At 34.0% G+C, this 26,616-nt stretch carries 21 protein-coding genes; 11 read left to right on the top strand and 10 right to left on the bottom strand.

Going from position 1 to position 26,616, the window contains the following annotated elements; genetic code table 11:
- Positions 1–7 precede the first annotated feature (7 nt).
- From ispG to QYS48_RS12675, 4 genes are all read right to left on the bottom strand, one after another.
- Positions 8–1,963, bottom strand: a complete 1,956-nt coding sequence (gene ispG, locus QYS48_RS12690) for a (E)-4-hydroxy-3-methylbut-2-enyl-diphosphate synthase (protein WP_308356230.1) — start codon at positions 1,961–1,963, stop codon at positions 8–10.
- 102 nt (positions 1,964–2,065) lie between these two features.
- Entirely contained in the window at positions 2,066–2,650 is a 585-nt protein-coding gene (locus tag QYS48_RS12685; protein ID WP_308356229.1) for a 3'-5' exonuclease, read from the bottom strand.
- Positions 2,647–4,089, bottom strand: coding sequence for a Na+/H+ antiporter NhaC (nhaC, locus tag QYS48_RS12680; protein WP_308356228.1), 1,443 nt, complete (start codon positions 4,087–4,089; stop codon positions 2,647–2,649). Before nhaC ends, QYS48_RS12685 begins: the two co-directional genes overlap by 4 nt.
- Positions 4,090–4,147: 58 nt before the next feature.
- Positions 4,148–5,278 (bottom strand): FAD-dependent oxidoreductase, encoded by a 1,131-nt coding sequence (locus QYS48_RS12675; RefSeq protein WP_308356227.1) that lies wholly within the window; start codon positions 5,276–5,278, stop codon positions 4,148–4,150.
- 121 nt (positions 5,279–5,399) lie between these two features.
- On the opposite strand from QYS48_RS12675, the gene QYS48_RS12670 reads away from it, so the two are divergent.
- Positions 5,400–5,906 carry a DUF4442 domain-containing protein gene (locus tag QYS48_RS12670; RefSeq protein ID WP_302124125.1) on the top strand — a complete coding sequence of 169 codons (507 nt, stop codon included), beginning with the start codon at positions 5,400–5,402 and terminating at the stop codon, positions 5,904–5,906.
- Between the two features lie 56 nt (positions 5,907–5,962).
- On the opposite strand, the gene QYS48_RS12665 is transcribed toward QYS48_RS12670, so the two are convergent.
- From QYS48_RS12665 to QYS48_RS12650, 4 genes are all read right to left on the bottom strand, one after another.
- Positions 5,963–6,616, bottom strand: a complete 654-nt coding sequence (locus QYS48_RS12665; protein ID WP_308356226.1) for a tetratricopeptide repeat protein — start codon at positions 6,614–6,616, stop codon at positions 5,963–5,965.
- Positions 6,617–6,757: 141 nt separating this feature from the next.
- Positions 6,758–7,312 (bottom strand): peptide deformylase, encoded by a 555-nt coding sequence (def, locus tag QYS48_RS12660; RefSeq protein ID WP_308356225.1) that lies wholly within the window; start codon positions 7,310–7,312, stop codon positions 6,758–6,760.
- Positions 7,313–7,315: 3 nt separating this feature from the next.
- Positions 7,316–7,729 (bottom strand): Holliday junction resolvase RuvX, encoded by a 414-nt coding sequence (ruvX, locus tag QYS48_RS12655; RefSeq protein WP_308356224.1) that lies wholly within the window; start codon positions 7,727–7,729, stop codon positions 7,316–7,318.
- A gap of 4 nt (positions 7,730–7,733) precedes the next feature.
- On the bottom strand, positions 7,734–8,483 hold the full coding sequence (locus QYS48_RS12650) for an iron-sulfur cluster repair di-iron protein (protein ID WP_308356223.1): 750 nt from the start codon (positions 8,481–8,483) through the stop codon (positions 7,734–7,736).
- 105 nt (positions 8,484–8,588) lie between these two features.
- On the opposite strand from QYS48_RS12650, the gene QYS48_RS12645 reads away from it, so the two are divergent.
- From QYS48_RS12645 to QYS48_RS12630, 4 genes are read left to right on the top strand one after another with little or no spacing between them, the layout of a single operon-like run.
- Positions 8,589–10,214 carry a S41 family peptidase gene (locus tag QYS48_RS12645; protein ID WP_308356222.1) on the top strand — a complete coding sequence of 542 codons (1,626 nt, stop codon included), beginning with the start codon at positions 8,589–8,591 and terminating at the stop codon, positions 10,212–10,214.
- 9 nt (positions 10,215–10,223) lie between these two features.
- Entirely contained in the window at positions 10,224–11,384 is a 1,161-nt protein-coding gene (locus QYS48_RS12640; RefSeq protein ID WP_308356221.1) for a homogentisate 1,2-dioxygenase, read from the top strand.
- Positions 11,385–11,388: 4 nt separating this feature from the next.
- Positions 11,389–12,267: an SUMF1/EgtB/PvdO family nonheme iron enzyme gene (locus QYS48_RS12635; RefSeq protein WP_308356220.1), complete on the top strand. Its 879-nt coding sequence runs from the start codon at positions 11,389–11,391 to the stop codon at positions 12,265–12,267.
- Complete coding sequence (locus QYS48_RS12630) at positions 12,264–13,664, top strand: exonuclease domain-containing protein (protein ID WP_308356219.1); 1,401 nt, start codon at positions 12,264–12,266, stop codon at positions 13,662–13,664. The genes QYS48_RS12635 and QYS48_RS12630 overlap by 4 nt, the downstream gene beginning before the upstream one ends.
- Here the strand turns inward: QYS48_RS12630 and dnaA are convergent.
- Complete coding sequence (gene dnaA / locus QYS48_RS12625) at positions 13,661–15,076, bottom strand: chromosomal replication initiator protein DnaA (RefSeq protein WP_308356218.1); 1,416 nt, start codon at positions 15,074–15,076, stop codon at positions 13,661–13,663. The genes QYS48_RS12630 and dnaA overlap by 4 nt on opposite strands.
- A gap of 395 nt (positions 15,077–15,471) precedes the next feature.
- Between dnaA and QYS48_RS12620 the strand changes: the two genes are divergently transcribed.
- The 3 genes from QYS48_RS12620 to QYS48_RS12610 all read left to right on the top strand — a co-directional run bounded on the left by QYS48_RS12620 (position 15,472) and on the right by QYS48_RS12610 (position 20,702).
- Positions 15,472–17,277 carry a methylmalonyl-CoA mutase family protein gene (locus tag QYS48_RS12620; protein WP_308356217.1) on the top strand — a complete coding sequence of 602 codons (1,806 nt, stop codon included), beginning with the start codon at positions 15,472–15,474 and terminating at the stop codon, positions 17,275–17,277.
- A complete protein-coding gene (gene scpA / locus QYS48_RS12615; protein ID WP_308356216.1) occupies positions 17,274–19,421 on the top strand; it encodes a methylmalonyl-CoA mutase in 2,148 nt (715 codons plus the stop codon). Before QYS48_RS12620 ends, scpA begins: the two co-directional genes overlap by 4 nt.
- 105 nt (positions 19,422–19,526) lie before the next feature.
- On the top strand, positions 19,527–20,702 hold the full coding sequence (locus tag QYS48_RS12610) for a sorbosone dehydrogenase family protein (protein ID WP_308356215.1): 1,176 nt from the start codon (positions 19,527–19,529) through the stop codon (positions 20,700–20,702).
- Positions 20,703–20,765: 63 nt separating this feature from the next.
- Here QYS48_RS12610 and QYS48_RS12605 read toward each other — a convergent pair whose 3' ends face one another.
- Positions 20,766–21,350: a hypothetical protein gene (locus tag QYS48_RS12605; protein ID WP_308356214.1), complete on the bottom strand. Its 585-nt coding sequence runs from the start codon at positions 21,348–21,350 to the stop codon at positions 20,766–20,768.
- Between the two features lie 157 nt (positions 21,351–21,507).
- Here QYS48_RS12605 and QYS48_RS12600 point away from each other — a divergent pair, with 157 nt between their 5' ends.
- From QYS48_RS12600 to QYS48_RS12590, 3 genes are read left to right on the top strand one after another with little or no spacing between them, the layout of a single operon-like run.
- Complete coding sequence (locus tag QYS48_RS12600; RefSeq protein WP_308356213.1) at positions 21,508–23,928, top strand: YfhO family protein; 2,421 nt, start codon at positions 21,508–21,510, stop codon at positions 23,926–23,928.
- The gene (locus tag QYS48_RS12595) at positions 23,925–25,211 is read left to right on the top strand and encodes a glycosyltransferase (protein ID WP_308356212.1); all 1,287 of its coding nucleotides are present in this window, start codon (positions 23,925–23,927) and stop codon (positions 25,209–25,211) included. Before QYS48_RS12600 ends, QYS48_RS12595 begins: the two co-directional genes overlap by 4 nt.
- Positions 25,186–26,616 carry a BFO_1060 family glycosyltransferase gene (locus tag QYS48_RS12590; RefSeq protein WP_369592734.1) on the top strand — a complete coding sequence of 477 codons (1,431 nt, stop codon included), beginning with the start codon at positions 25,186–25,188 and terminating at the stop codon, positions 26,614–26,616. The genes QYS48_RS12595 and QYS48_RS12590 overlap by 26 nt, the downstream gene beginning before the upstream one ends.

Raw genomic sequence — 26,616 nt, 5'->3', positions numbered from 1 at the left:
AACCAAACTAAACAGTTTCAGGTTCAATCCAATTACCATCTTCTCTAATAATATCAATTAATTCATCAACCGCTTTTTCAAAAGGAACCCCTCTTTTCATTACTTCTTGTCCTTTATATAAAGTTATCTTTCCTTTTCCGGAACCTACATATCCATAATCTGCATCCGCCATTTCCCCTGGCCCATTTACGATACATCCCATAATCCCAATCTTCACTCCTTTCAAATGATTAGTTCTAGATCTAATCATTGCAGTTGTTTCTTGTAAATCAAACAAGGTTCTTCCGCAGGAAGGACACGAAATATATTCTGTTTTAGAAATCCTAGTTCTACTTGCTTGCAATATATTGAAAGCCGTTTCATTTATAGCTTTGTCTCCTCCACAGTTTTCTGCTGCAATAAAGATTCCATCACCAAAACCATCAATAAGCAAACCTCCCATGTCAGTAGCTGAATATAGTTGAAGCGACTCAATCGGTAAATCTTTGTATGCTCTTCCAATTACGACTGGAATATCACAATTGCTTTCAGACAGCTCTAAGAATAGTCTTCTTTGCTCTGCCATACCATGTTTATTGTAGGTATCAATTAGCAGCACCGCTGTTTTATCACTTTTTAATCTTTGGATGAATTCTTGATTCAAATCACTTAAACAAGCGTAAATGAAGTTCAAAGAAGGATGCGTTTCTACTCCACCTAAATATTGGTCTGGTTTTATAAATGGAAATCTTCTGTCTTTATTTTTTTCTTTTAACCAAGTTTCATGAGAATGGATTATCCCCAAAGTACCAGGGATTTCAAAATCTACCTTCTTATGATTTGTAAAAATATAATCACATGCAAAGTCTGAGATTGACCATTTATCTAAAGGAACTGAGTAATTATAACCAACACCAAAGAAAGATGCAGGTGTAATTTTTTCTTTAGTTGAAAAATCAGCTATTACAACCGGAACCTCTTTACCTCCTATGTTTTCTGTTTGCCTTGTTTGTCTTTTCTCATATTCATAAGGGTTGAAATGGCAATTTTCAATGCTTGGGATTTCCTCATGGCCTTCCCTGTTTGAATATCGATCAGCTAATATTTTAGCAACTGGTATCTCTTCCTCTGGTTCCTCTGTTAATGAAACTCTTATGGTATCACCTAAACCATCTTCCAATAAAGTACCTATACCAACTGAACTTTTAATTCTACCATCCTCTGCTTCCCCAGCTTCTGTTACTCCCAAATGCAAAGGATAGGGTTTTAAACCTTCCTCATCCAATTTCTGAACTAATAAACGATAGGCTTGAACCATTACCTGTGGGTTACTGGATTTCATAGAAACTACTATATCATAAAAATCCATCTCTTCACAAATTCTTATAAATTCTAGTGCGGATTCAACCATGCCAAATGGTGTATCACCATACCGACTCATAATTCTATCTGATAGGGAACCATGATTGGTACCAATTCTTATTGCAGTACCATGCTCTTTACAAATCTGAACAAGAGGTTTAAATCGTTTCTTAATCCTGTCTAATTCAGCCTTATAGCTATCATCTGTATATTCTATATTTTCGAATTTCTTTTTATCGGCATAATTGCCAGGATTTACTCTAACCTTTTCAACTATTTTTGCGGCTAATTCGGCTGCGTTGGGTGTGAAATGGATATCCGCAACTAAAGGTGTATTGTAACATCTTTTTCTTAATCCCTCTTTAATATTTCTTAGATTCTCAGCTTCTTTTATGGAAGGTGCTGTAATTCTTACTAATTGACATCCCGCATCAATCATTCTGATGGATTGCTCAATTGAGCCTTCTGTATCCATTGTATCAACCGTAGTCATGGATTGTAGAACTATGGGATTATCACCTCCTATAATGATGTCTCCTATTTTTACGGGAATAGTTTTTCTTCTCTTATAAGAAACTAAGCTATTACAATACTTCTGAAATTTATTAGTTGAGATTTCCATATATGTTTACTTCCATCATTTAAACTTCAAAGTAAACAAATTGTTAGTATAACAACTATATTTAATTATTAATTTTAATGCTTTAAGGTGAGGTTAAGGAGATTATACCCAGCCAATTTCCTCAAATACTTCATATACTTTCAGGCCTAAATAGGCATCAGTAGCAGCATAATCCATTTGGGCCTCAGTTAATTCAGCTTTTTCCCAATTTGAAGTTTGTTGAGCCTTTGAAATTCTTTTCTTTAAAAAGATTGCAGTGAGATTTTTAGCTCCACTTTGTAGCATACCATTTTCTCTTGCAATAACGCCTATATCTTCAAAACCAGCAGGTTTGAATTTCCTTAATTTCTGTAAATCTTTTAAATCATCATGTATGGCAGCTCCTACTTTTATAATCGCAGGATCTTCAAAAATTCGAATTAGATCTCCAGGAAATCCACAAAGTAAATTTCTAATCAAAAATACTTCATCATCAGTTGCTAGTTGAATTAAAGAAACTGGATTGTATTGACCTTTTCTAAAAACAGGTTTTGCTTCGGTATCAAAACCTAAAATTTCAGCTCTCCACAATTTGGGAATAACTTCATCCCAATCTTCATCTTTCTCAACCAAGGTGATTTGACCTTCAAATTTCCAAAGCGGTAAATCCTTGATTTCTTCTTTCGAAATCTCCTTTACAATGTTCATTTATCCGAAATTCTTCTAATTTTTATATTTAGATAAGCAAAAAGAATAGTCATGAATGGACTTATAATATTAAAGAATGCATATGGAGCATAAGTCCAAGTTGAAACTCCTAACACCGAGGACTGCGTTGCCCCACATGTATTCCAAGGAATTAAAACACTGGTCACGGTACCAGAATCTTCTAAAGTTCTACTTAATACTTCTGGTTTCAACCCCCTCTCCTTATAGGTATCAGCAAACATCCTTCCTGGAACCACTATAGCTAAATATTGATCTGAAGCCGTTACATTGAAGAAAACACAAGTGGTAGCAGTTGAAGTAACCAAAGAGCCAGTTGAATTAGCTAATTTTATAATGGATCCAGTAATCACCTGAAGCATCTTAGTTGATTCCATAACTCCGCCAAAAACCATAGCACAAATGATTAACCAAATTGTATTCAACATGCCATACATTCCTCCTGTAGATAAGAGGTCATTAACCATTTGGTTAGATGTTGTAATACTAATGTCTCCATACATAGAAACCATTACTGCTCTATAAGATTGCTCAAAGAAGTTTCCCGTTCCACCTGAAATAATTTCGATGATTTGCGGTTGAAAAACTATTGCAAATACTCCACCTAACAAAGTACCGATTAATAAAGCAGGAATTGCAGAAATCTTTTTAACAATCATAAAAATTACAGCTGCAGGCACTAAAAACAACCATAAATTGATATTGAATTTATCTTGAATTGCTGCTTGAACCTGACCTACCTGTTCTATGTCTGTTTCAGAACTATTCATGAATCCTAAAACTAAAAATATAATTAAAGCTATTGCAATTGAAGGAATGGTAGTGTATGCCATATACCGAATATGAGTGAACAAATCTGTTCCTGCCATTGCTGGGGCAAGGTTGGTGGTATCACTAAGAGGCGACATTTTATCCCCAAAATAAGCGCCCGAAATAATTGCACCAGCCACAACCCCTTCACTCATCCCTAAAGTCTGTCCAATTCCTAAAAGAGCTAATCCTAAAGTGGCGATGGTACTCCATGAACTTCCGGTTGCAACCGATACTATTGCACTTACCACACAAGCAGCAAATAAAAATATTGTAGGATTTAAAATATTTAAGCCATAATAAATCATGGCTGGAACAATTCCGCTCAATAACCAAGTACCAGCAAGCGAACCTATCAACAATAAAATTAAAATTGATGACATTGCAGAACTTATACTGCTTACTATACCATCCAACATGGTTGACCACCTAAATCCAACTTTTAAAGCAATGACTGATGCTACACCAGCAGATAAAATTAACGCTATTTGATTTGATCCGTCTAATGTGGCGTCTCCAAAAAAGTAAACGTTTAAACTTAATAATGTGATTAAAAATAGTATAGGAATTAGTGATTGAATTAGGCTAGGCCTGATCTGCTTGTCCGTCATGTAAGTTAAATCAATATATTAATTTAAATTGAATTCGAAATATAATAAAAATAAGTCATCAGTCAGCAAGCAAATGATGTAATTCCTCTCCTACCTGAGTACCAATGGCGACTCCCATTCCTCCTAAACGCACACCAACAGCTATTCTATCTGATGTTTTTTTGATAATCGGTGATTTATTTCTGCCAAAAGCCATAATACCTGACCATTCCATATCAATAGTAAAATTTTGATTGGGTAGTATTAGATTGTTTAAATCATCTAGAATTGATGATTTAATTTTAGGATTGATTCCAAAACTGGTAGTGTTTTCTGTTTCTTTATCTAAATTTCTTCCTCCTCCAATCAACACTCTATTTCCAACATTTCTGAAATAAAAATAACCTTCATCATAATGAAAAACACCTTTAAACTTCAGATCCTCTATTGGTTTAGAAATCATTACCATTCCTCTTCCAGGATTTATATCTTCTTCCTTCAACCATTTATGAGCAAATGCATTCGTGCAAATTGCTACTTTTTCGGCTATTAGATCGATCGAATCAAAACTTGTTTTACATTTTAAAGACACGTGATGATCGTGCTCATTTATTTCTTCAACCTCAGATGCAGTGAAGAATTTTATCCCCAATTCACTACAAGCAGACCACCAACTTTTAATCATCTCACCAGTATTGATTTGACCTTCAAATGAATTTACTACAATGGTTTCTAATTCATCCTTATTAAAACCAAAATTATTAATGAGGGATGAGTCTAAACTGTATACATCTTTCTTGAATATACCCTTAAGTAAACTATTATAATGATCTATATATTCAAGAGCAGGCAATTCTGCCTTTCTAATCAATTCAAACCCACCGTTCTCTTCTAATCCAATGTTTTTATTTCCTAAAATATTTTGAAGTAATTGTAATCCCTTCCAGCGTTTTTCAACTAATGCTACCTGTTCATTTTCAGATAGACCCTTTCTATCATCTACCAGCTCGGTAATACTTCCAAAGCATGCAAAACCTGCATTTTTTGAACTAGCACCACTTGGAAAAATCCCTCTTTCAACAATAGCAATATCAGCTTTCGGATATTTCCTTTTAAGATGGTACGCAGTTGAGCAACCTACAATTCCTCCACCTATGATTATGTAATTATATTTTGATAGACTTTCTCTTTCCCAGAAACTTAACATCATGATTTATTTTAGAACAATAGTTGAAAAATAATTCGAATTAAGCGAGATTGCCCAATGAAACAGGAAGTATTTAATAATTATCCAATTCAAATTCAATTCAATCTGCTAAACAATCAATTTTATGAACTTAAATTCAATTGTAAATAAAGCTCAGCATTCAAAATTCTATTTATGGTTACTTAATCAAGGTTTAGATAGAATGATTCCTTTTAACAAACCCCACGGATTTAAAATTACATCTATAAATGAAGAAAAAATTCAAACATTATTACCCTATAAAAGGAGAAATCTGAATCACATAAAAGGAATTCATGCCTGTGCTATGGCTACAATTTCAGAATACACTACAGGATTGATGATTTTATATAAATTGGATGTTAAAAAATACAGAATCATCATGCAGAAATTAGAAATGGATTATCACTTCCAAGCAAAAATGGATGCAGTAGCAGAATTTAGTATAGATGATAATTGGGTAAAGAATCAGGTTGAAGAGCCATTGAAAACAAATGATTCAGTTGTGATACCTTGTGAGCTAAAACTATATGATAAAAAACAGAATCATTTAAGCACTGGAACTATTTATTGGCAAATTAAGCCTTGGGATAAAGTAAGAACTAAATTATAGGCACAAAAAAAAAACGCAAATGAATCATTTGCGGTTTTAAATTTATCTAACAAATTTTATTCAAATTCTGATGGATAACATTTAACATCATTACATCTTTCTCTGATCATCTCATACGCTTTCAAGTCCCCTAACTCTCCAGCTTTACTAAGGTCTAAACATCCTTCTGATAATTGACCGTATTCAATTCTTAAAACTCCTCTTAAGTAATAAGCATCTACATTGTCCTTATCTTTTTCAATGATCTTTGTACAGTCATTAATTGCATCTTGGTATGCTTCTAGTTGCTGTTTCGCCTGACCTCTTTTATAATATGCATCTAGATTATTCTCATTTATCTCGATAGTCTTTGAATAATCGTTGATGGCTCCGTAATAATCTTGAAGAAGATATTTTATATTACCTCTTTCAAAATAAGCTTCTGAAAATTCAGCATTTGCCTCAATCGCTTTATTATAATCTTTCATAGCACCATGTACATCAGCAAATTTTTGCTTAATATTACCTCTCATATAATAGGCTTGATAAGCATTTTCATCAAGCTTTATTGCTTCATTGAAGCTTACTATCGCTTCCATATATTCTTTATTTTCGAACTTCTTAATTCCGTTCTCAATAAATTCAGAAGCTTTTTTTGATTGAGCTTCTGCAAATGAAAAGCTGAATACTGTAATAAAGGCTATAATAAATACTCTAAATAATTGATTCATATCTTTTGAGAAAATGTTCTATTGCAATCATCGCAATAACTCTGCCACAATTTTATAGATTGTTAATATATTCTTTGATTAACAAAACTAATTATAAGTTTACTTAAAAATTCACCTAATTTCAAGCTGAACTTACATAATTTATTTTTTCATTGGAAACAGCATTTTATAATCGGCCTTAACCTTTCCTTTACTAATATTCGCTAATTTCCCTTTCAATAATCTTTTCTTAAAAGCTGAAACATGGTCTGTAAATAAAACTCCTTCTATATGATCATATTCATGCTGAATAACTCTCGCCACAAAACCATCAAATTCCTTTTCATGCTCATCCCAATTCTCATCAAAATACTTGATTCTGATATTTGGTTTTCTTTCTACATCTTCACGAATGTTAGGAATGCTAAGACAACCTTCTTCAAATGCCCACTCTTCTCCTTCTTCATCTAAAATCTGTGGATTAATGAATGCTTGCTTAATTTTAGGTTCATCACCATCATCAATAGGATCAGTATCAATTACAAATACTCTTAAACTTTTACCTATCTGTGGAGCTGCTAATCCCACTCCATTTGCATTATACATGGTTTCAAACATGTCTTCCACCAATGTTTTAACATCAACCTCCCCTTTTTCCAAGTCTTTTCCTTTTTTCTTCAAGACCGGATGCCCGTACGCTACAATAGGATATATCATACTTTAATAATCTTCTAAAAATTGTTGTAAAATGATAGCTGCGCTAACCTTATCTATATTACCTGATTTCTTACTCCTTTGTTTCCGTTTGGAACCAGAATTAATCATTGCTTGTAAAGCTTCTTGCGAACTGAAGCTTTCATCCTGCAAATGTAAGGGCATTGTGGGGAATTTCTTTCTAAAAAAATTAATAAATGCATTTACATGTCTAGTTGCATCCGTTTCTTCACCCTCTTCATTAGTTGGGTAACCGCATACCACGGCTTCTACCTCCTCATTTTGAAAATAATCCTGTAAATATTGAATTACATCTTTGGAATGAACGGTATCTAGTGGGGAAGCTATGATTTTTAATGGATCAGTGACCGCTAAACCAACCCGTTTAGTACCATAATCTATTGATAAAACCCTAGGCATTTTATTAATTCAATCTAATTAGAGAATCGTATTGCTTTCTTACTGATTTCTCTAACATTAAGGCTTTCGGAAATAAAACTTCATTTTCAATTTTAGCATGAACTTTCAATTTCTCTTCAAAGCGAGTCAATTCTGAAAACAAAACTTTAACATTTAATGGAGAGCTTTCCTCCACAGGATATTGATCCATTAAATAGCGGATTCCCTTCATTTCATCGTCATGAACCTCATGATCGATTGCAAATTTTTGCATATTGAAATTAGGGTATTTATAGAAAAAGGCTGATGGGTTATTTTTACGATCTTCAATTGCTTTTAATTGAGTAATGTAATCAAATAATGTATCCTCCTCCTCATATATATGGTGAACAAAGTCCTCAACAAAGAGAGGAAACACATCCTTAATCTCTTTTTCTACAGTAGCAAGATGATTTTCAGTGGTATTCAGTTTATTCACCAATTTTACCAAAAAAGGTAAATCTTTCTTAATGAAAATAAAGTGCGCATGCTTTAAATAAGTAATCACCAAATCAATCGGGAATGACAATAATTTAATATTTTCAATCTCTTCATTACGATTAATTTTTTCCAACTCAGCAATTACATATTTAACATCAACACCTTTGTTTTGACATACTTTTTCAAGTGTGTCTTCTTCAAACTCATAATATTCTATACCCAAATAATAAAGGACTGACGCAAAAACGTAATTATCAGCAACTAATTCCTTTATTTTCTTTTGAGAGTATTTCACTTTAACTAATTTAGGTAAATGACAAATGTAATTTAAAATTGGGGCTTTTCAACCCAACGATTTATTAATTTCGTGCGTTATTTATGAAAATAAAAATTCTTAAACGTGAATCAGAATAAAAATAGTTCATTTCAAATAAAATTGCCAATTATTGTTTTTACAACTCTGGCAGCTGGTATATTAATTGGTGCTACCATGGCCAATCCTTCAGCTAATAAGGACACTGTGCTTGAAGGAATTACCAGAATAAAAGAAATTCTTTTACAGGTAGATCAAAATTATGTTGAAGAGGTAGATACAGAAAAATTAGTAAACAGTGCTATCAATGGTATCATCAAAGAATTAGATCCCCATACTTCTTATATCCCTTCAAAAGATTTAGAAATGGTTTCGGCCGACTTAAAAGGTAATTTTGAAGGTATTGGAATTGAATTTAATATTTTTAATGACACCCTTTATGTAGTAGCTCCCTTAAGTGGTGGGCCATCAGAAGAAGCTGGCCTACAATCTGGAGATAAAATCATTAGTGTAGATGGTAAAAACATTGCAGGTGTTGGATTAACTAACCGACAAGTACATGAAAACCTGAGAGGTGAAAAAGGCAGTGAGGTAAAGTTAGAAATTATGAGGTCTGGCTTAAACGAAATAGTAGAATACACTATCATCAGGGATAAAATTCCTCAATATTCAGTTGATGTAAGCTATATGGTGGATGATGAAATCGGCTACATTAAAGTCAGTCGCTTTTCGGCTACCACTTATAACGAATTCATGGAGGCTTTAAATGGCCTTAAAGAGCAAGGGCTTAAAAAATTAATATTAGACTTACAGGACAATCCTGGTGGTTATATGGATAAGGCTATTAATATGGCTGACGAATTCTTAAAAGACAATGCCATGATTGTTTACACCAAAGGGAAAGAAAAGAGATATAATTCTGAAGCTAGAGCTATAAAAGACGGAAAGTTTGAAGAAAGTCCATTAATAGTATTAATAAATGAAGGCAGTGCTTCAGCTTCTGAGATAGTTTCTGGTGCTATTCAAGATAATGATAGAGGCTTAATAGTTGGCAGAAGATCTTTTGGTAAAGGTTTAGTGCAAATGCCTGTTCCTTTAAAAGATGGCTCTGAATTACGATTAACCATTTCTAGATATTATACTCCATCTGGAAGATCGATTCAAAAACCGTTTGGTGAAAATCCTGATGAATACAGACAGGAAATGAGTTCTAGATATGAGCATGGAGAGTATTTTGTTGCAGACAGTATAGAATTTAATGATTCACTAAAATACACAACTGCTAATGGAAGAGTGGTTTATGGCGGTGGGGGCATCATGCCTGATTATTTTGTTCCTCTAGACACAACTCAAAATTCCACTTATTTAAACCGATTATTCTTAAGCAACTCATTAAGACAATATACTTTCTCTTACTATGAAAAGAATAAGTCAAGACTGGAGAAGATGGGATTTGAGAAATATAATTCAGAATTTGAAATATCAGATAAAATGCTTGATGACTTAATTTCATTGGGCAAAAAAAATGATGTTCAATTTGATAAAGAAGGGTTTAATAAATCAAAAGAACTAATTAAGCTTTATTGTAAGGCATACATTGCAAGAAATGTTTGGAATAACAAAGGCTTCTACCCTATCTTTAATCAACAAAACGAAATCTTTAAGGAAGCGCTAAAACTTTTTGATCAAGCCGAAAGATTAGCAAAAAAATAACTTTTTAAAATGGCATATTACGTAAAGAAAGGAAACATCCCTCCAAAAAGACATACACAATTTCGTCAACCAGACGGGAGCTTGTATGCTGAGGAGTTGGTAAGTTCATTGGGATTTTCAGGTATTTATTCAAACTTATACCACATAAACCCTCCTACAAGGATAAAAGAAATTAAAAAATCAGTTGCCTATGGTACTAAACCTGATAAGGATTTAACCCTACAGCAAATACATCTTAATACTTCAGGTGTGAAAAACACAGGTAGTGATTTCCTTGATAGTAGAAAAGTTCTTTTAATGAATGATGATGTATCCATGGCTTTGTGTATGCCATCTAGAAAAAGTATGGATTATTATTATAAAAATGCTGAAGCTGATGAATTACTCTTTATCCACGATGGCAGTGGATATATGTATTCACAGTTCGGTAAATTGAAAATCCAGGCGGGTGATTATGTGGTAATCCCTAGAACTACTATATACAAATTAGAATGGGAAAGCAGTGATGTAAGATATTTAACAATTGAATCAGCTAGCCCAATAGAGACTGTAAGTCGTTATAGAAATCAGTTAGGACAATTATTAGAGCATTCCCCTTATTGTGAAAGAGACATTCATCCTCCTCAAGAATTAATCACAGAAGAAACAAAAGGCGATTATCATGTGAAAATTAAAAAAGGAGGTTACATACATCATTATGTATATGATCATAGTCCTTTTGATTTAGTAGGTTGGGATGGCTTTTTATATCCTTATACTCTATCAATTCATGATTTTGAACCCATTACGGGTAGAATTCATCAGCCACCTCCAGTACATCAAACTTTTCAGGCTCACAATTATGTGATTTGCTCATTTGTACCTCGACTATTTGATTATCATCCGCAAGCAATTCCTGCTCCTTATAATCATAGTAATATAGATTCAGATGAAGTACTTTATTATGTTGAAGGCAACTTTATGAGTAGAAAAGGAATTGATAGAGGTTCATTTACTTTACATCCTGGAGGATTACCACATGGCCCTCATCCTGGTACAGTTGAAAAAAGTATAGGCGCAAAAGAAACTGAAGAAATTGCGGTAATGCTTGATACGTTTAAACCACTTTATGTTACCGAAGAAGGAAAAGACTTTATGGATAAGAAATATCCTATGAGTTGGACAGAGTAGCACTATGATTAGATTTTTTTTATTTTCACACTTGTACCTCTATATGGTAGGAGTTTTTGCCCAAAATGATGATATATTAGTTGGATTTCAGGTTCCATTAGGAAACAACCTCTATACTTTTAAAACTGAGGTCCAAAATATCAACTATCTAGAGTATTTATATTATGTGAAAAAGGATTCCTCAACGGAATTTCATGAGTCACAATTACTAAAATTTGATCCCACGGATACTGTTTATAATGAGCAAAAGTATTTCAGAAACATTAAAACTAGATATTATCCTGTAGTATATGTAAACTACGAGCAAGCTACGAATTATTGCGAGTGGTTAGAAGATATATTGAATCAAAGAATGATGGATAATGAGGAAATAAGTGAAGAAGAATATAATTTAGATGTCAGATTACCAACCATTGAAGAATGGGTAAAAATGGCAATCAGATATGACTATGTACTTAAAAGAACACCTTGGTTGGAAAGTATAGCAGGATCGGATCAAGACAGATCGGAACTACAAGACATAATTAATAAGAATAATCTACGTATTTCTGCTGACGAGTATGAGGATAAAATTCAGATATACCTGAAAAAAAATCCAGTATTTATTATAGAAAACTTAGTTTATAAAGGCAAAGATGAATATTTAAATTATGTCCTAAATCTGAATGAAATTTGGGGGAGAAAAGATTATCAATCTTTGGAGAAGATACCTTATGATCTTAGAGGCAATGTGAGTGAAATGACTACTATCAATGGAATTGCAAAAGGTGGAAACTGGAAAACATCACAAGAAGAAATAGGTGTTTTTACAAACGTGAAATACAAAGAGCCTAGCAATATAATTGGTTTTAGATGCGTATGTGAACTGAAGAAGCAACAATGAAGTACGCAATTGTTGATATAGAAACTACAGGAGGATATGCAGCAAGAAATCGCATTTGCGAAATTGCTATTATTCTTCATGATGGGCAAAAAGTTGTTAAGGAATATCAATCTTTAATAAATCCAGAACGCCACATCCCTCCTCAACTATCTGCGATTCATGGCATTAATGATCAGATGGTGGCTGAAGCACCAAAATTTTATGAGGAAGCTAAAACTATTCATGAATTATTAGACGGTAATATTTTCGTTGCACATAGCGTGAATTTTGATTATTCCTTTGTGAGAGCTGCATTTCAAGATTTAGGTTATGATCTGAAATTAAAAAAACTTTGTACAGTCCGCTTAAGCAGGAAAATATTTCCTGGCTTAAAAAGCTACAGCTTAGGAAATATTTGTGACGACAGAGGCATACAGATTCATGATAGGCACAGAGCTTTTGGTGATGCTATCGCTACTGCCGAGCTTTTTACTCAATTAGTTGAAAATGATAGTGAAGGAATTATTGAGAAATCCTTAAAGAAAAATGCTTCTGTAGTGAATATTCCTGAAAACTTAGACCGGAAAGTTTTTGAAGAATTGCCAGAATCTCCAGGGGTTTACTATTTCCTAAATCAAAAAAATCAAATTATATATGTAGGAAAGGCTAAAAACATCAAAAAAAGAGTCAGCAATCATTTTGGTGGAACGAAATTAGAAGTCGCAAAACAAGCCTTTCAAAGTCAAATTCATCATGTAGATTACTACTTGACTGGCAATGAATTAATAGCATTACTTCACGAATCACATGAAATAAGAAAAAATTGGCCTAGATATAATAGAGCTCAAAAAAGCAATAATCCTGGTTATTCTATTTATTTATACGAAGATAGAAGGGGGTATAAAAGACTACAATTAGGTAGAAAGCAAACTGGAATGAAAAGTATAATACGATTTCCGAATCATGCATCAGGTTTTAGTTTTCTCAATGAAATGAGTAAAAAATTAAATATTTGCCCAAAAATGGCTGGAATACAGTCAAGCCCAGATGCCTGCTTTGATTTAAAACTTGGTTTATGCGAAGGAGCTTGTATTGGAGATGAATCATTAGAGGATCACAATGAAAAAATCGAAAAATTCATTGAGATCTGCAATATCGAAAAGAGTGATTATTTATTAATGGGTGATGGCAGAACCCTTAGTGAGAAAGCGTTTGTATTAGTTGAAAACGGGAACTATCAAGGCTTTGGCTTTTTCGATCAAGATGAATCTATCTCAGCCTGGAATGAATTCAAAAAATATTTGATACAATATCCTGACCATCCGGAAATAAATAAGATTTTAAATAGTGAACACGCCACAAAACACTACAAAAAGATTAAGAAGGATGCTTTTAAAAGTAAGGTTGAAAAAATTTAAACCTTTTTCATTTTAAATCTCTTTTTAAGCTCTTCCATTTCTTCTCTAAACCTTTTATCTACTTGCATCATATCATTTACTGATTGCACAGCATGAATAACAGTAGAGTGGTCTCTTCCTCCAAAATGGTAACCGATAGATTTTAAGGAGTGATTGGTATGTTCTTTACAGAAATACATTGAGACTTGTCTAGCGATAACTATTTCTTTCTTTCTTGTTTTCGCTTTTAAATCATCAATTTTTACAGCAAAGTGTTCTGAAACAGTCTTTTGAATGAAATCTATTCCAACTTCTGATTCAATATCGTGAACAATATTTTTGAGTGTCTGCTTCGCTAATTCTAGATCTATTTCTTTTCTATTTAGTGAAGCATGAGCAATTAAAGAAATCAAAACCCCTTCTAATTCTCTAATATTAGTATCTACTGAATACGCCAAATATTCAATAACATCTTCTGGAATGTGTATCCCATCACTTTCCATTTTATTTTGAATAATGGCAATTCTTGTTTCTAAATCCGGTTGTTGTAAATCAGCAGTTAAACCCCATTTAAATCTCGAAAGTAATCTATCTTCTAAGCCCTTCAAATCTCTTGGCGGTCTATCGGAAGTCATTATGATTTGCTTACCATTTTGATGTAAATGGTTGAAGATATGGAAGAATATTTCTTGTGTCCGCTCTTTACCTCCTAAAAATTGAACATCATCAATGATTAATGCATCTATATGAAGATAGTAATTTGAGAAATCTTGAATCTTATTATTTCGAAGAGCATCAATAAATTGATTTGTAAATTTCTCAGACGAGACATAAAGAACAAATTTCCCATTTAAAGTATCCTTAATCTCATTTCCGATTGCTTGCACTAAATGTGTTTTACCCAGTCCAACACCCCCATAAATCATTAAGGGATTGAAAGAAGTAATTCCAGGTTTTTTAGCCACTGCATATCCGGCCGAACGCGCCAATCTATTACAATCTCCTTCAATAAAGGTATCAAAAGTATAATTAGGATTAAGTTGTGAGTTCTGCTGACTTAAATCTACACCATTTAATGCAAATGGATTCAAAGGCTCTGGTCTCTCTTGTTCCTTTGGTTTATTGGATTTATTATTATTTGGAAGATTGATTGTAAAGGGCTTATACTGTTCGTTACCTTTATCTACAATAACAGAATATTCAAGTCTTCCCTCCGGCCCTAGCTCCTGGTGAATCACTTTTCTCAAAATATGAACATAGTGCTCCTCTAACCATTCATAAAAGAATTGACTGGGAACTTGAATCGTTAGAATATTATTTTCAAGTTTCACAGGCTCAATAGGAGAAAACCAAGTATTAAAACTTTGTTCTCCTACACTCTCTTTAATGGAGTGAAGACAATTATTCCATACTGATTTACAGTCTTTAACCATTCACATTAATAATTGGCGGATTTCAAATTTGAAGCCCTTTTTAAATCGGGGCTGACAAAAATGATAAAAAAATAGGTAAGAAAAAAATGGATTTTTACTTGACATAGCGTTAAATACATTTCAGTCAATATATGATATTATATAAGTTAAATTTTCTTTAAAAATTAACATTTTTTATTTGATTAAAAGATTTGGAGACAATTATCCAATTCAAAAACCTGACCAACGTTTAATATAATTAATAAATCTAACTCAAGATATAATCTTCTGTTTTAAATAGCTAAGTTATTCATAACTGAATTAAGCCATATCCCTAATTCACCTTTTATATTAATATCATTTAGGTATAGCAGGAAAAATATTAACTTTAACATTTAAACGACTAAATGAAGTAAATGAGCAGAAAAAAGCTATTCGAAGATTTTGGAAAAAGTTCAGCTATTGACTGGAAAAATCAGATCATTAAGGAGCTAAAAGACAAGCCTTTCGAAAGTCTTGTGACTAAAACAGTTGAAGGAATTTCGATACAGCCTTTTTACCATCAAGATAATTCAGATTTTAATTATCTAAACATTCAAAATCCGATACAAAATCAGCATGAAGCATTGCCTCCACGCTTTTGGGTTAATCAAGCTAAGATTGTCATAGAAGATGAAAAATCAGCCAATCAAAAAGCTCTACAAGTTTTAAATCAAGGTGCTGATGGCATCATCTTTAAAATTTCTAAAGTGGATTACGATCTTGAAATACTTCTTAAAGATATTAAAGCTGAATATTGCAGCATTTCATTTCAATCGGACGAACCCTTTTATTCATTTATAAAAAAATATATTAACTACATAAATTCTCACAATATCGATAGCCATAAATTAAGTGGGTTTTATTTATGTGATATTATAGAATGTAGAGATGCTGGAAACATCGGTTTAAATGATAAAGATTATGAAAGCATTGCCGAGCTAATTAAGCATGCCGATGAATACCCTAACTTTAAACCATTATGCATAAGTAGTAATCTATTTCACAATTCGGGTGCTAATATAACTCATGAGTTGGGACTAACTTTAACAAAGTCAGTAGAGTTTTTAGATAAATTAACTGATCAAGATTTAAAAGCAAGCAGTATTCTCAAATCAACCGTTTTCTCAATTGCAGTTGGTAAAAATTATTTCTTTGAAATTGCTAAACTAAAGGCATTAAAGCTAAATCTTCTAAAAATCGCAGAAGCATACGAAAGTAAAATTGATGCTGATGATATAAGTATTCACTGTGACACCAGTATCAGGACAAAATCTGCATTAGATTTCAATGTAAACCTTTTGAGAAATACTAATGAGGCAATGGCTGCTATTGTGGGAGGATGTAATAGTTTATGGATTCAACCACATGATGAAGCGGCTGGAAAACCATCTAGTGAAACTTTCAAAAGAATTGCTTTAAATATCTCAAGCATTTTAAAAGAAGAAAGCCATCTTGATAAAATAGTAGACCCAACACAAGGAAGCTATTATATTGAGAACTTGATCAATGAAATTGCTGAAAATTCGTGGAAAATATTCTTAGAATTTGAGGAAGATGGCTCGTACAATCATCACTATGAGAATGGTAATATCCATCAATTAATTGACACTGATGCTGGTAAGGCTGAACAAAAATTATGGTCTAGAAAGGATGTAGTAATTGGAGCAAATACCTTCCAACTAATTGGAGAGAATGTAAGCGAATATCTAGATACTGAAGAAAGTGGTAAAAGTTTAGAAGCCAAAAGACTTACTGCCACAATCGAACATATGAGATATCGTATTGAAAAATTAGTGAAAGAGAAAGGTGAAAATTCAAGACCAATGGCTGAAATCATTTCTTTGGGCACTGATCCAGTAACAAAAGCAAAAGCTGATTTTGCCTATAGCTTTTTAGGTATTGCAGGTATTGGTATAGCCTCTGAGAAAATTGAAAAAGAATTAAGCCAAGTAAAGGATTCAAATGAAGAGGTTTCAATTAGTGTTTTATGCTATTCTGACAAGCCTTCTGATTTAAATGATTTCATTACTAATCAAAATAAAATCATATTGATTGCTGGGCAAGAAGAAGATGAAGAGCAACTGAAAAAACTTGGTTTATATGGATGTATCAACAGAAATGTAGATACTAAAAGATTTTTAGATAATTTATTAAAAGACTTAGGAATAGCACTTATATGAGACCTGATTTTTCAAAAATTCAATCAAAAAACATAACTGCTGAACATAAGAAAGCAGAAGGCAGAACTGAATGGAAAACAGCTGAGAAAATTGTTATTCCACCAGTTACTGATAAAAGTAACATACAAGAAGCTGAACATTTAGGTTTTATCGCTGGTAAAGCACCTTATTTAAGAGGACCTTACAGTACTATGTATGTAAAGAGACCTTGGACTATTCGACAATATGCAGGTTTTTCTACTGCAGAAGAATCGAATGCTTTCTACAGAAGAAACTTAGCAGCGGGCCAAAAAGGACTTTCAGTTGCTTTTGATTTAGCTACTCACAGAGGTTATGATTCCGACCACCCAAGAGTTGAAGGAGATGTGGGAAAAGCGGGAGTAGCAATTGATAGCATTTTAGATATGAAAGTACTCTTTGATCAAATTCCTCTTGATAAAATGTCGGTTTCAATGACCATGAATGGAGCTGTAATTCCAGTTATGGCCTTTTACATTGTTGCAGCTGAAGAACAAGGAGTGAAACCAGAACAATTATCTGGTACTATTCAAAATGATATTCTAAAGGAGTTTATGGTGAGAAATACCTATATCTATCCACCTAAACCTTCAATGCGCATCATTTCAGATATTTTTGAATATACCAGTAGAAATATGCCAAAATTTAATTCAATCAGTATAAGTGGATACCATATGCATGAAGCGGGTGCTACGGCTGATTTAGAATTGGCTTATACCTTAGCGGATGGATTAGAATACATTAGAGCTGGTATTAAGTCTGGATTAAAGATTGATGAGTTTGCTCCTCGCCTATCTTTCTTCTGGGCAATAGGTATGAATCATTTTATGGAAATTGCCAAATTGAGAGCTGGAAGATTACTATGGGCTAAAATTGTAAAGCAATTCAATCCTCAAAACCCAAAATCTTTGGCATTAAGAACTCATAGCCAAACATCAGGCTATAGTTTAACTGAGCAGGATCCTTATAATAATGTAGCCAGAACTTACATTGAGGCAAAAGCAGCTGCATTAGGCCATACTCAATCCCTACATACAAATGCTCTGGATGAAGCTATTGCATTACCAACAGACTTTTCAGCTAGAATCGCTAGAAATACTCAGTTATTCTTGCAAAATGAAACGCAGATCACTAAAACTGTTGATCCATGGGGTGGCTCTTATTACGTTGAATACTTAACCGATCAATTGGTTCAAAAAGCTTGGAAATTAATTGAGGAAGTTGAAGAAATGGGCGGCATGACCAAAGCTATAGAATCTGGCCTACCCAAAATGAGAATTGAGGAAGCCTCTGCTAAAAAGCAAGCGGGAATTGACTCAGGACGAGAAGTTATTGTAGGAATTAATCGTTACCAAACTGATGAAGAGAGTGATATCGAATTGAGAGAAGTTGACAATACTGCTGTTTTAAAGTCTCAAATTAAAAGACTTGAAAAGTTAAAGGACGAACGAAATGAAGAGGATACTAAAGTCGCCTTAAATAATTTAGCTGAGTGTGCTAAATCTGGAAAAGGGAATTTATTAGAATTTGCAGTTGAAGCAGCTAGAAAGAGAGCAACTTTAGGTGAAATATCAGATGCTATGGAAGAATCATTTGGAAGACATAAAGCTACTATTCGATCAATTCAGGGTGTATATTCTGGTGAAGCGGGGAATAGTGATGAATTCAAACAAGCTCAAAAATTAGCGAATGAATTTGCTGAATTAGAAGGAAGAAGACCTAGAATTCTAATTGCTAAAATGGGTCAAGATGGCCATGACAGAGGAGCTAAAGTAATAGCCACTAGTTTTGCTGACTTAGGATTTGATGTTGATATAGGACCTTTATTCCAAACTCCTGAAGAGTCTGCTATGCAAGCTGCTGAGAATGATGTTCATATAGTTGGAGCTTCTAGTTTAGCTGCAGGGCATAAAATGTTAATCCCTAAATTGATTAATGAGCTTAAGAAAATCGGTAGAGAGGATATTATGGTTATTGCTGGTGGTGTTATTCCACCAAAGGATTATGATTTCCTTTACGAGGCTGGAGTTTCAGCAGTATTCGGACCTGGAACTAATATAGCAAAGGCTGCAATTCAAATATTACAAAAGCTTATGGAAGTAGATGAATTAGAAAACGATAATTAACATTTTACCTTCAATCAATTAAACATAAGTGAATATAATTCGAATAAATAATTAAACATTTAGGTATTTTATATCTTTAATTGAATACACATAAAACAAATGAATATGAAATTGTTAAAATTTATAATACCAGTCTTAGCCGCTAGTTTCCTAATTGCCTGTGGTGGCAATTCAAAAGAAAATAAAGCTGAGGAATCAACTAGTGAGGAAAAAGTAGAAGCAAAACCATCAACTGAGATGGATAGCTTATTATCAACTTTAAATCTTCCTGAAGGATTTGAAATATCGGTTTATGCAGAAGTGCCAAATGCTCGTTCGATGGCTTTATCTGAATCTGGAACTTTATATGTGGGGAACAGACAAGAAGATAAAGTTTACGCAGTAAAAGATACTGATGGAGACGGAACAGCAGATAAGAAATATATTTTAGCTGAAGGGTTAAATATGCCTAATGGTGTTGCATTAAAAGATGGTGATCTTTATGTAGCAGAGGTTAGCCGTATTTTGAAATTCGCTGATATAGAGAATTCTCTTGAAAGTCCATCATATGAAGTTATTTATGATGAATATCCAACAGACAAACACCATGGTTGGAAATATATTGCGTTTGGACCAGATGGTAAATTATATGTACCAGTAGGAGCTCCTTGTAACATCTGTAATAATCCAGACAAACCTGTATATGCAAGTATTACGAGAATGAATCCTGATGGAACTAATATGGAAGTATATGCACATGGAGTTAGAAATACGGTAGGCTTTACATGGCATCCGGAAACTCAAGATTTATACTTTACGGATAATGGTAGAGATATGTTAGGGGATGATATTCCTCCCTGTGAGTTGAATGTAGTCACAGAAAAAGGACAGCATTTTGGGTACCCATTCTGTCACGGAGGAACAATTAAAGATCCTGAGTTTGGTGACATGAGATCTTGCGATGAATTTAAAAAGCCATACAGAAACTTAGGTCCTCATGTAGCCCCATTAGGATTAAAGTTTTATACAGCTAATCAGTTCCCAGAGAAATATCACAATCAAATTTTCATAGCAGAACATGGGAGCTGGAATAGATCAAAAAAGATCGGATATAGAATTCAAATGGTAAGCAATACTGATGAAGGTGAACCAACATATGAAACATTCATTAACGGCTGGTTAGATCATGAAAAACAAGAAGCTTGGGGTAGACCAGTTGATGTATTATTAAATGATGCAGGAGATATGTTAATCTCTGATGACCTTAAAGGAGTTATATATAAAGTAAGCTACAAAGGATAATTTCAAATAATCTATAGAGTTAAAAAGGCGAATCAATCGATTCGCCTTTTCTTTTTTTGCTAATTATTTATTAACTGGAGTTATCATGATATGAGCTCTATGTGTACCCGGATCCATAATCCAGGCACCACCTGGCACCATAGGCTTAGTTGGCAATCCTGTTGACTCAGCCGTAGCAAAAGGAATATATACTACATATCGTAAACTTGCATTTTCTACTTCTCCTGTTTCTTTATTATAACTGGCATTTACTCCAGATAAAACATGTAATGTACTCGGGTGGTCAGGCATTTTGAGTGTTCCTGCCTTTGCTTCCTTTTCTCTTATTTCAAATATCTCGCCCCTCTCCTTTCCTTCTGCACGTAATTCATCTCCTCTTTTCATAAAAGGTTGTAAATCCTTATGGTAGCAAGCAACACTAAAACCTTCTTTATTAGGATCATCAGCCACACAAATCTGCTCATTTGTACCTTCTCTTAAAAGTACTTTTTTACCATCAGAATCAAATCCATAAACCGTGGCTCCCTCCTGCTTTTCAGGTGGAGCAGCCTGAACAGCTGCTGCTATCTGCCCTTCTTTATCAGGAATCTGAGCATCACAAGAAATTAAGCTTATTAAAAAAATCGGGATTAAAAAAAGTTGTTTCATGAGTATGTTAATTGGTCTAACTTATTAGACAAGTTAAGCAATTAGTAGATATTATCTAAATCAAGCTAAAAACACAATAAAAATGAAGCTTTAAAAGTCATGATCTTGGCCTAGGATCAAGAAATAACTATTATTGTAATTCCAAAACACAAAAAGCATGAATATTAAAAATATCGCTCCTCATATTATTGCTGTCCTTATTTTTATCATTTTAAATATGGTAATGTACTGGCCTCTTTTCATGGAAAATAAAGTCCTCAATCAAAATGATGTGATTCAGGGCAAAAGTGCTAACCAAGAAATTAATGAGTTTAGAGAAAAAACAGGCGAGGAAGCATTATGGACAAATAGTATGTTCAGTGGAATGCCCGCTTACTTAATAAACACGCAGTGGTCGGGTGAACTATTAAAATACATTCCACGAACTATAGAAAAAATAATACCGACACCTGCCAGCCACACATTTATTGCAATGGTAGCTTTTTATATTCTGCTGCTGGTATTTAAAGTAAATCCTTACCTGGCAATCGGAGGTGGATTAACCTACGGGCTCAATAGTTTTTTTCTTATATCAGTTGAAGCTGGGCACATTTGGAAAGTAGCTGCCATCAGCTGGATGCCAGCCGTATTAGCCGGAATAGTTTTAGCTTTTAGGAAGAAGTATTTATGGGCGTTTGTATTAACAGCCCTCACAATGGCTTTAGAGATCCGATCCAACCACCTTCAAATTACCTACTATTTATTATTAGTGGTATTGGTGTTTGGTTTATTCCAGCTAATTAACGCTATTAAAAACAATACTTTGCCTGATTTTGCTAAAGCGATAGGCGTCTTGACCGTTGCTGTTCTTTTAGGACTAGGAGCAAATCTCGGGAAAGTCTGGACTGCTTATGAATATGGTCAGTATTCAATTAGGGGGAAAGCAGAATTAAGCACCAATACTGAATCATCAGGCGGACTAGATAGAAGTTACGCCTTCGCCTGGAGCAACGGAATCTGGGAACCATTCACATTTATGGTTCCTAATTTCTACGGAGGAGCAAGTCAGGAAGAAGTGTCAATGACCTCAGATTTAGCCAAAGGACTTGAGTCACGAGGAGTCAATAAAGGACAAGTCAGGTCATTTGTGAAAAATGTACCTACCTATTGGGGTGATCAACCCTTTACTAGCGGTCCTTACTATATGGGTGCTGTTATTGTATTTTTCTTTATTCTGGGAGCTATATTTGTTAAAGGTCACATTAAGTGGTGGTTGATATCTGCCTCAGCCCTGGGCATCATATTATCATGGGGGAAAAACTTCGAGCTATTCAATTATTTTATGTTTGACTACTTCCCTGGCTACAATAAATTTAGGGCTGTTTCCATGACTGTAGCTATGCCTTTCTTGTGTATGCCGCTACTTGCTTTCCTAGGATTACGAGACATAGCCCAAGCTAATTGGCCGGCTGTTAAAAAACAGTTTTTGACGGCAGTTGCAATAGAAGCAGGCCTGTGCTTGCTTTTTGTACTAGCTTCTTTTTTAATGGGGTTCCGCGGTGATGTTGATGCTCAATTAGGAGATCAAGCCTGGTTAATTGATTTGATTCGAGAACATAGAGCAGATATGTTTAGAACCGATGCTTTCAGGTCTTTTGCTTTTATTATTGCAGCAGCGGGGGTACTTTACTTTTGGAAAGAAAACAGAATAAAAAAAAGTGTTGCTATAGGACTAATAGTAGGTATTCTAGTGGTTGATCTAGTACCCGTATCCAAAAGGTATTTGAACGATGAAAATTTCGTTAAAGAGAGTAGAGATGAATTAGTTCAGAAAACTGAAGCCGATAAAAAAATACTCCAGGAAGAGGGACATTATCGTGTACTGAATCTCAACAACCCTTTCAATGAGGCAAGAACATCTTATTATCATTCCTCAATTGGGGGCTATCATGGTGCGAAAATGAGAAGATATCAAGACTTGATTGAAAACCATCTTCAGGGAGAAATTAGCCAGGTGATTGAAAGATTGCGAAGTGGTAGCACAAACTTTTCAGATTTCAGTGTGATAAATATGCTGAATACCAAATACATCAAATTTGGAAATCAGGCCGGTCAGGTAATTGATAATCAATCGGCAAACGGAAATGCCTGGTTTGTGCAGGAAGTTGTGACCGCTTCTAATCCGGATGAAGAAATTGCAGCCTTGTCAAATGTAGATACCAAACAAGAGGCTGTTATCAATACGAATAGATTTGAACTATCTCAAAATCAGTTTACCGCAGGAAGTATTGAATTAGTTTCATACAAACCAAATGAACTGATTTATGAAAGCGTGAGTAAGTCTGAAGGCTTGGCTGTATTTTCTGAAATCTACTATCCGGAAGGCTGGAAAGCATATATTGATGGTAAAGAAGCAAAAATACTTCAAGCAAATTATGTTTTGAGGGCTTTAAAGATTCCTCCAGGAAATCATAAAATAACATTTGAATTTAAACCGGATGCTTACTTTATAAGTAATAAGGTGATGATGGTTTGTTCTATTTTGATTTTAGTTCTATTCATCGGAGGCTTAGCTTATCAGATCAAGAAATCCATATGAAAAGAGTCCTGATTATTACCTACTACTGGCCTCCATCCGGAGGTATTAGTGTATTAAGATCTTTAAAAATCGCCAAATATCTCCGGCAATTTGGCTGGGAACCAATAGTATTCACAGCAGAAAATGCCCATTACCCCTACTATGACGAAAGTGGCTTCAAAGATATACCACAAGGCATCAATGTGCTAAAACAACCAATAGTAGAACCATTTAAGATTTTTAAATGGTTAACGGGTAGAAAAAAAGAGGACTCGCTGAATTCAATAGTTCAGGTAAGAGATAAAAAACAAAATTTCTTGGACAAATTGGGAATCTGGATAAGGGGAAATTTCTTTATACCTGACGCTCGAAGTCTCTGGATCAAACCTTCAGTTCGATATTTGAAAAAATACCTTAAAGAAAATAAAATTGATGCTATTTTTTCTGATGGCCCACCACATACCAATAATAGGATTGCTTATCATCTTGCTAAAGATTTAAATCTACCCTGGCTTGCTGACTTTCAAGATCCATGGACACAAGCTGATTATTATCAGATGATGTATATCACGAATTTTGCTCATAAAATTCATTCTAAGATGGAGCAGGACATCTTCCGTAAGGCTAAAAAAATAACCATTGCGAGTCCTTCCTGGAAAAAAGACTTAGAATCAATTGGAGCAAAAAACGTGGACGTTATCTATTATGGATATGATGAGGACGATTTCAAAGACTTAAAAAGAGATCATGACAACAACTTTTTTGACATTGTCCATATTGGGCTACTAGGCATAGATAGAAATCCTGAGGGTTTATTAGAAACTTTATCACAGATTAAATCCTCGAGAAAAATTAGGATTATTTTAGCTGGTCAAGTTGATCAACAGGTAAAAAAAGAACTGAGCGCAAACAAATCGGTTGAAGTCATTTATAAAGGTATAATATCACGGAAGGAATCTCTGCAGCTGGCAATGAACGCTCATCTACTTTTATTACCATTAAATAAAGCTGATAATGCCGCTGGCCGTCTGCCTGGCAAGCTATACGAATATTTAAGGACATACAATCCTATTTTATGTTTAGGAAAATCAAATGGGGATGCAGCAAAAATTATTCAAGATTGCCAGATTGGAAACAGTTTTGAATATGAAGATTTAACCGGAATAAAAAACTTCGTGGAAACATTGCTGAGTCAACCTAATTCCATAAAGATCGATAAAAGTGTTATAGAAACATTTTCGAACGAAAATCAAACAAGAAAGCTTTCTCAATATCTGAATGAAATTTATGAGCCGCAATTCTAAAAAACTAAAGGTATTTTGCTTTCTTGATAAGGCCTTAGGACGAGATACAGAAATAATGTTACCCGTCTTGCATGGACTGGAAACAGCCGTGGCTTGCGAATTGCAAATATTATTTATCTGGGATATCTATAAAATAGAAATAGAGAAACCTGATCTAATCATATTGCCAAACGCCAAGGGCCATCATATGTATTTTGAAATTGCCAAGTATGCCTATCAATCAGACATCAAAGTCTTCGCCCTGGAATCTGAGGGCAATTTCAGAACAGATGGAAGTTTTCCCTATTGGGGCTACAATAAAGATCAATTCTTCTATCAGGACTGGGTTACGGCCTGGTCACCACGAACACTAAAATATATCAAGAATATTGCCCCTGCTGAGCAAAAAGATAAAGTTGTGCTTACCGGAGCAACCGGCTTCGATCGCTATGTATTCGGAAAATTTATCAGCAAGAATGAGTTTTTAAAGAAATATAATAAAGAAAAGTATAGCAAAATCATAGGTTATGCCGGTTGGGCATTCGGTAAAATTCATAGTGCCCATAAAAAAGAAGCGCTCACCCACATTTTTCCTGATGATATCCAAAAAAGATATGAATGGGTGGAGAAATACCGGCTATTTGTACGAAATATCTTAAAGCAAGCCATAGAGAACAATCCGGATGTTTTATTCCTTTTTAAAAGACATCCAAAAGAGGCCTTTGAATCTGATTTATCTGAAGGGCCAAATGAAATGAATGAGTTACTGAACTATGACAATGTGCTCTATTTTCGTCAGGATGAACAAATTCATGATCTAATAAATGTTTCTGATTTCTGGATGGGCTTTGAAACAACTACTGCCCTAGAAGCATGGATGCTGGGAAAACAAACCATATTAATCAATGATGATACAGATTTCCCAAGGAATAATCTTCACATCGGTTCCCCAAAAATATCCAGCTATCCCAAGTTACAGGAGATAATCAATGAATATTATAAAAAGCAAGATATTGAAATCTTTAATCAGCCAGAATTCAAGAAAAACAGAGAGCTTTTAGTGAGCGACACCATTGGCTATGCTGATGGTAAAAATCACCTCAGAGTACTGTATTTTTTGCTTAAGACATTTGATTCTATTGAGCCTGGTCATTCCCAGCCTAAATTAAATTTACGTGCTCTGAGACTGTATTTCTTGATGCATATGGGTAAGTATTTCTATAACAAATCCATTTTTGAAAAGCTCCCCTACTTCCGCAAAACTATATATGTTTTTGAAAGTATGTATTTATCCGGATTGAAAGAGAGGAGAAAAGAAGTACGCTCCGACATCGATAATTTCTACAAAAAACACCATATTAAAGAAAAATTAAAAGCAAGAGATTGGGAATCGATCTTGTCTTTAAATTTCTTGAAGCAGACTTGA

The sequence above is a fragment of the Marivirga arenosa genome (genome assembly GCF_030503895.2).
GTDB lineage: Bacteria > Bacteroidota > Bacteroidia > Cytophagales > Cyclobacteriaceae > Marivirga > Marivirga arenosa.
This window is presented reverse-complemented; position numbering and strand designations above follow the sequence as displayed.

Bases quoted from the DNA above. Each gene is read 5' to 3' on its own strand.
- ispG (WP_308356230.1), bottom strand. From the start codon at position 1,963: ATGGAAATCTCAACTAATAAATTTCAGAAGTATTGTAATAGCTTAGTT.
- QYS48_RS12685 (WP_308356229.1), bottom strand. From the start codon at position 2,650: ATGAACATTGTAAAGGAGATTTCGAAAGAAGAAATCAAGGATTTACCG.
- nhaC (WP_308356228.1), bottom strand. From the start codon at position 4,089: ATGACGGACAAGCAGATCAGGCCTAGCCTAATTCAATCACTAATTCCT.
- QYS48_RS12675 (WP_308356227.1), bottom strand. From the start codon at position 5,278: ATGATGTTAAGTTTCTGGGAAAGAGAAAGTCTATCAAAATATAATTAC.
- QYS48_RS12670 (WP_302124125.1), top strand. From the start codon at position 5,400: ATGAACTTAAATTCAATTGTAAATAAAGCTCAGCATTCAAAATTCTAT.
- QYS48_RS12665 (WP_308356226.1), bottom strand. From the start codon at position 6,616: ATGAATCAATTATTTAGAGTATTTATTATAGCCTTTATTACAGTATTC.
- def (WP_308356225.1), bottom strand. From the start codon at position 7,312: ATGATATATCCTATTGTAGCGTACGGGCATCCGGTCTTGAAGAAAAAA.
- ruvX (WP_308356224.1), bottom strand. From the start codon at position 7,729: ATGCCTAGGGTTTTATCAATAGATTATGGTACTAAACGGGTTGGTTTA.
- QYS48_RS12640 (WP_308356221.1), top strand. From the start codon at position 10,224: ATGGCATATTACGTAAAGAAAGGAAACATCCCTCCAAAAAGACATACA.
- QYS48_RS12635 (WP_308356220.1), top strand. From the start codon at position 11,389: ATGATTAGATTTTTTTTATTTTCACACTTGTACCTCTATATGGTAGGA.
- QYS48_RS12630 (WP_308356219.1), top strand. From the start codon at position 12,264: ATGAAGTACGCAATTGTTGATATAGAAACTACAGGAGGATATGCAGCA.
- dnaA (WP_308356218.1), bottom strand. From the start codon at position 15,076: ATGGTTAAAGACTGTAAATCAGTATGGAATAATTGTCTTCACTCCATT.
- QYS48_RS12620 (WP_308356217.1), top strand. From the start codon at position 15,472: ATGAGCAGAAAAAAGCTATTCGAAGATTTTGGAAAAAGTTCAGCTATT.
- scpA (WP_308356216.1), top strand. From the start codon at position 17,274: ATGAGACCTGATTTTTCAAAAATTCAATCAAAAAACATAACTGCTGAA.
- QYS48_RS12610 (WP_308356215.1), top strand. From the start codon at position 19,527: ATGAAATTGTTAAAATTTATAATACCAGTCTTAGCCGCTAGTTTCCTA.
- QYS48_RS12605 (WP_308356214.1), bottom strand. From the start codon at position 21,350: ATGAAACAACTTTTTTTAATCCCGATTTTTTTAATAAGCTTAATTTCT.
- QYS48_RS12600 (WP_308356213.1), top strand. From the start codon at position 21,508: ATGAATATTAAAAATATCGCTCCTCATATTATTGCTGTCCTTATTTTT.
- QYS48_RS12595 (WP_308356212.1), top strand. From the start codon at position 23,925: ATGAAAAGAGTCCTGATTATTACCTACTACTGGCCTCCATCCGGAGGT.
- QYS48_RS12590 (WP_369592734.1), top strand. From the start codon at position 25,186: ATGAAATTTATGAGCCGCAATTCTAAAAAACTAAAGGTATTTTGCTTT.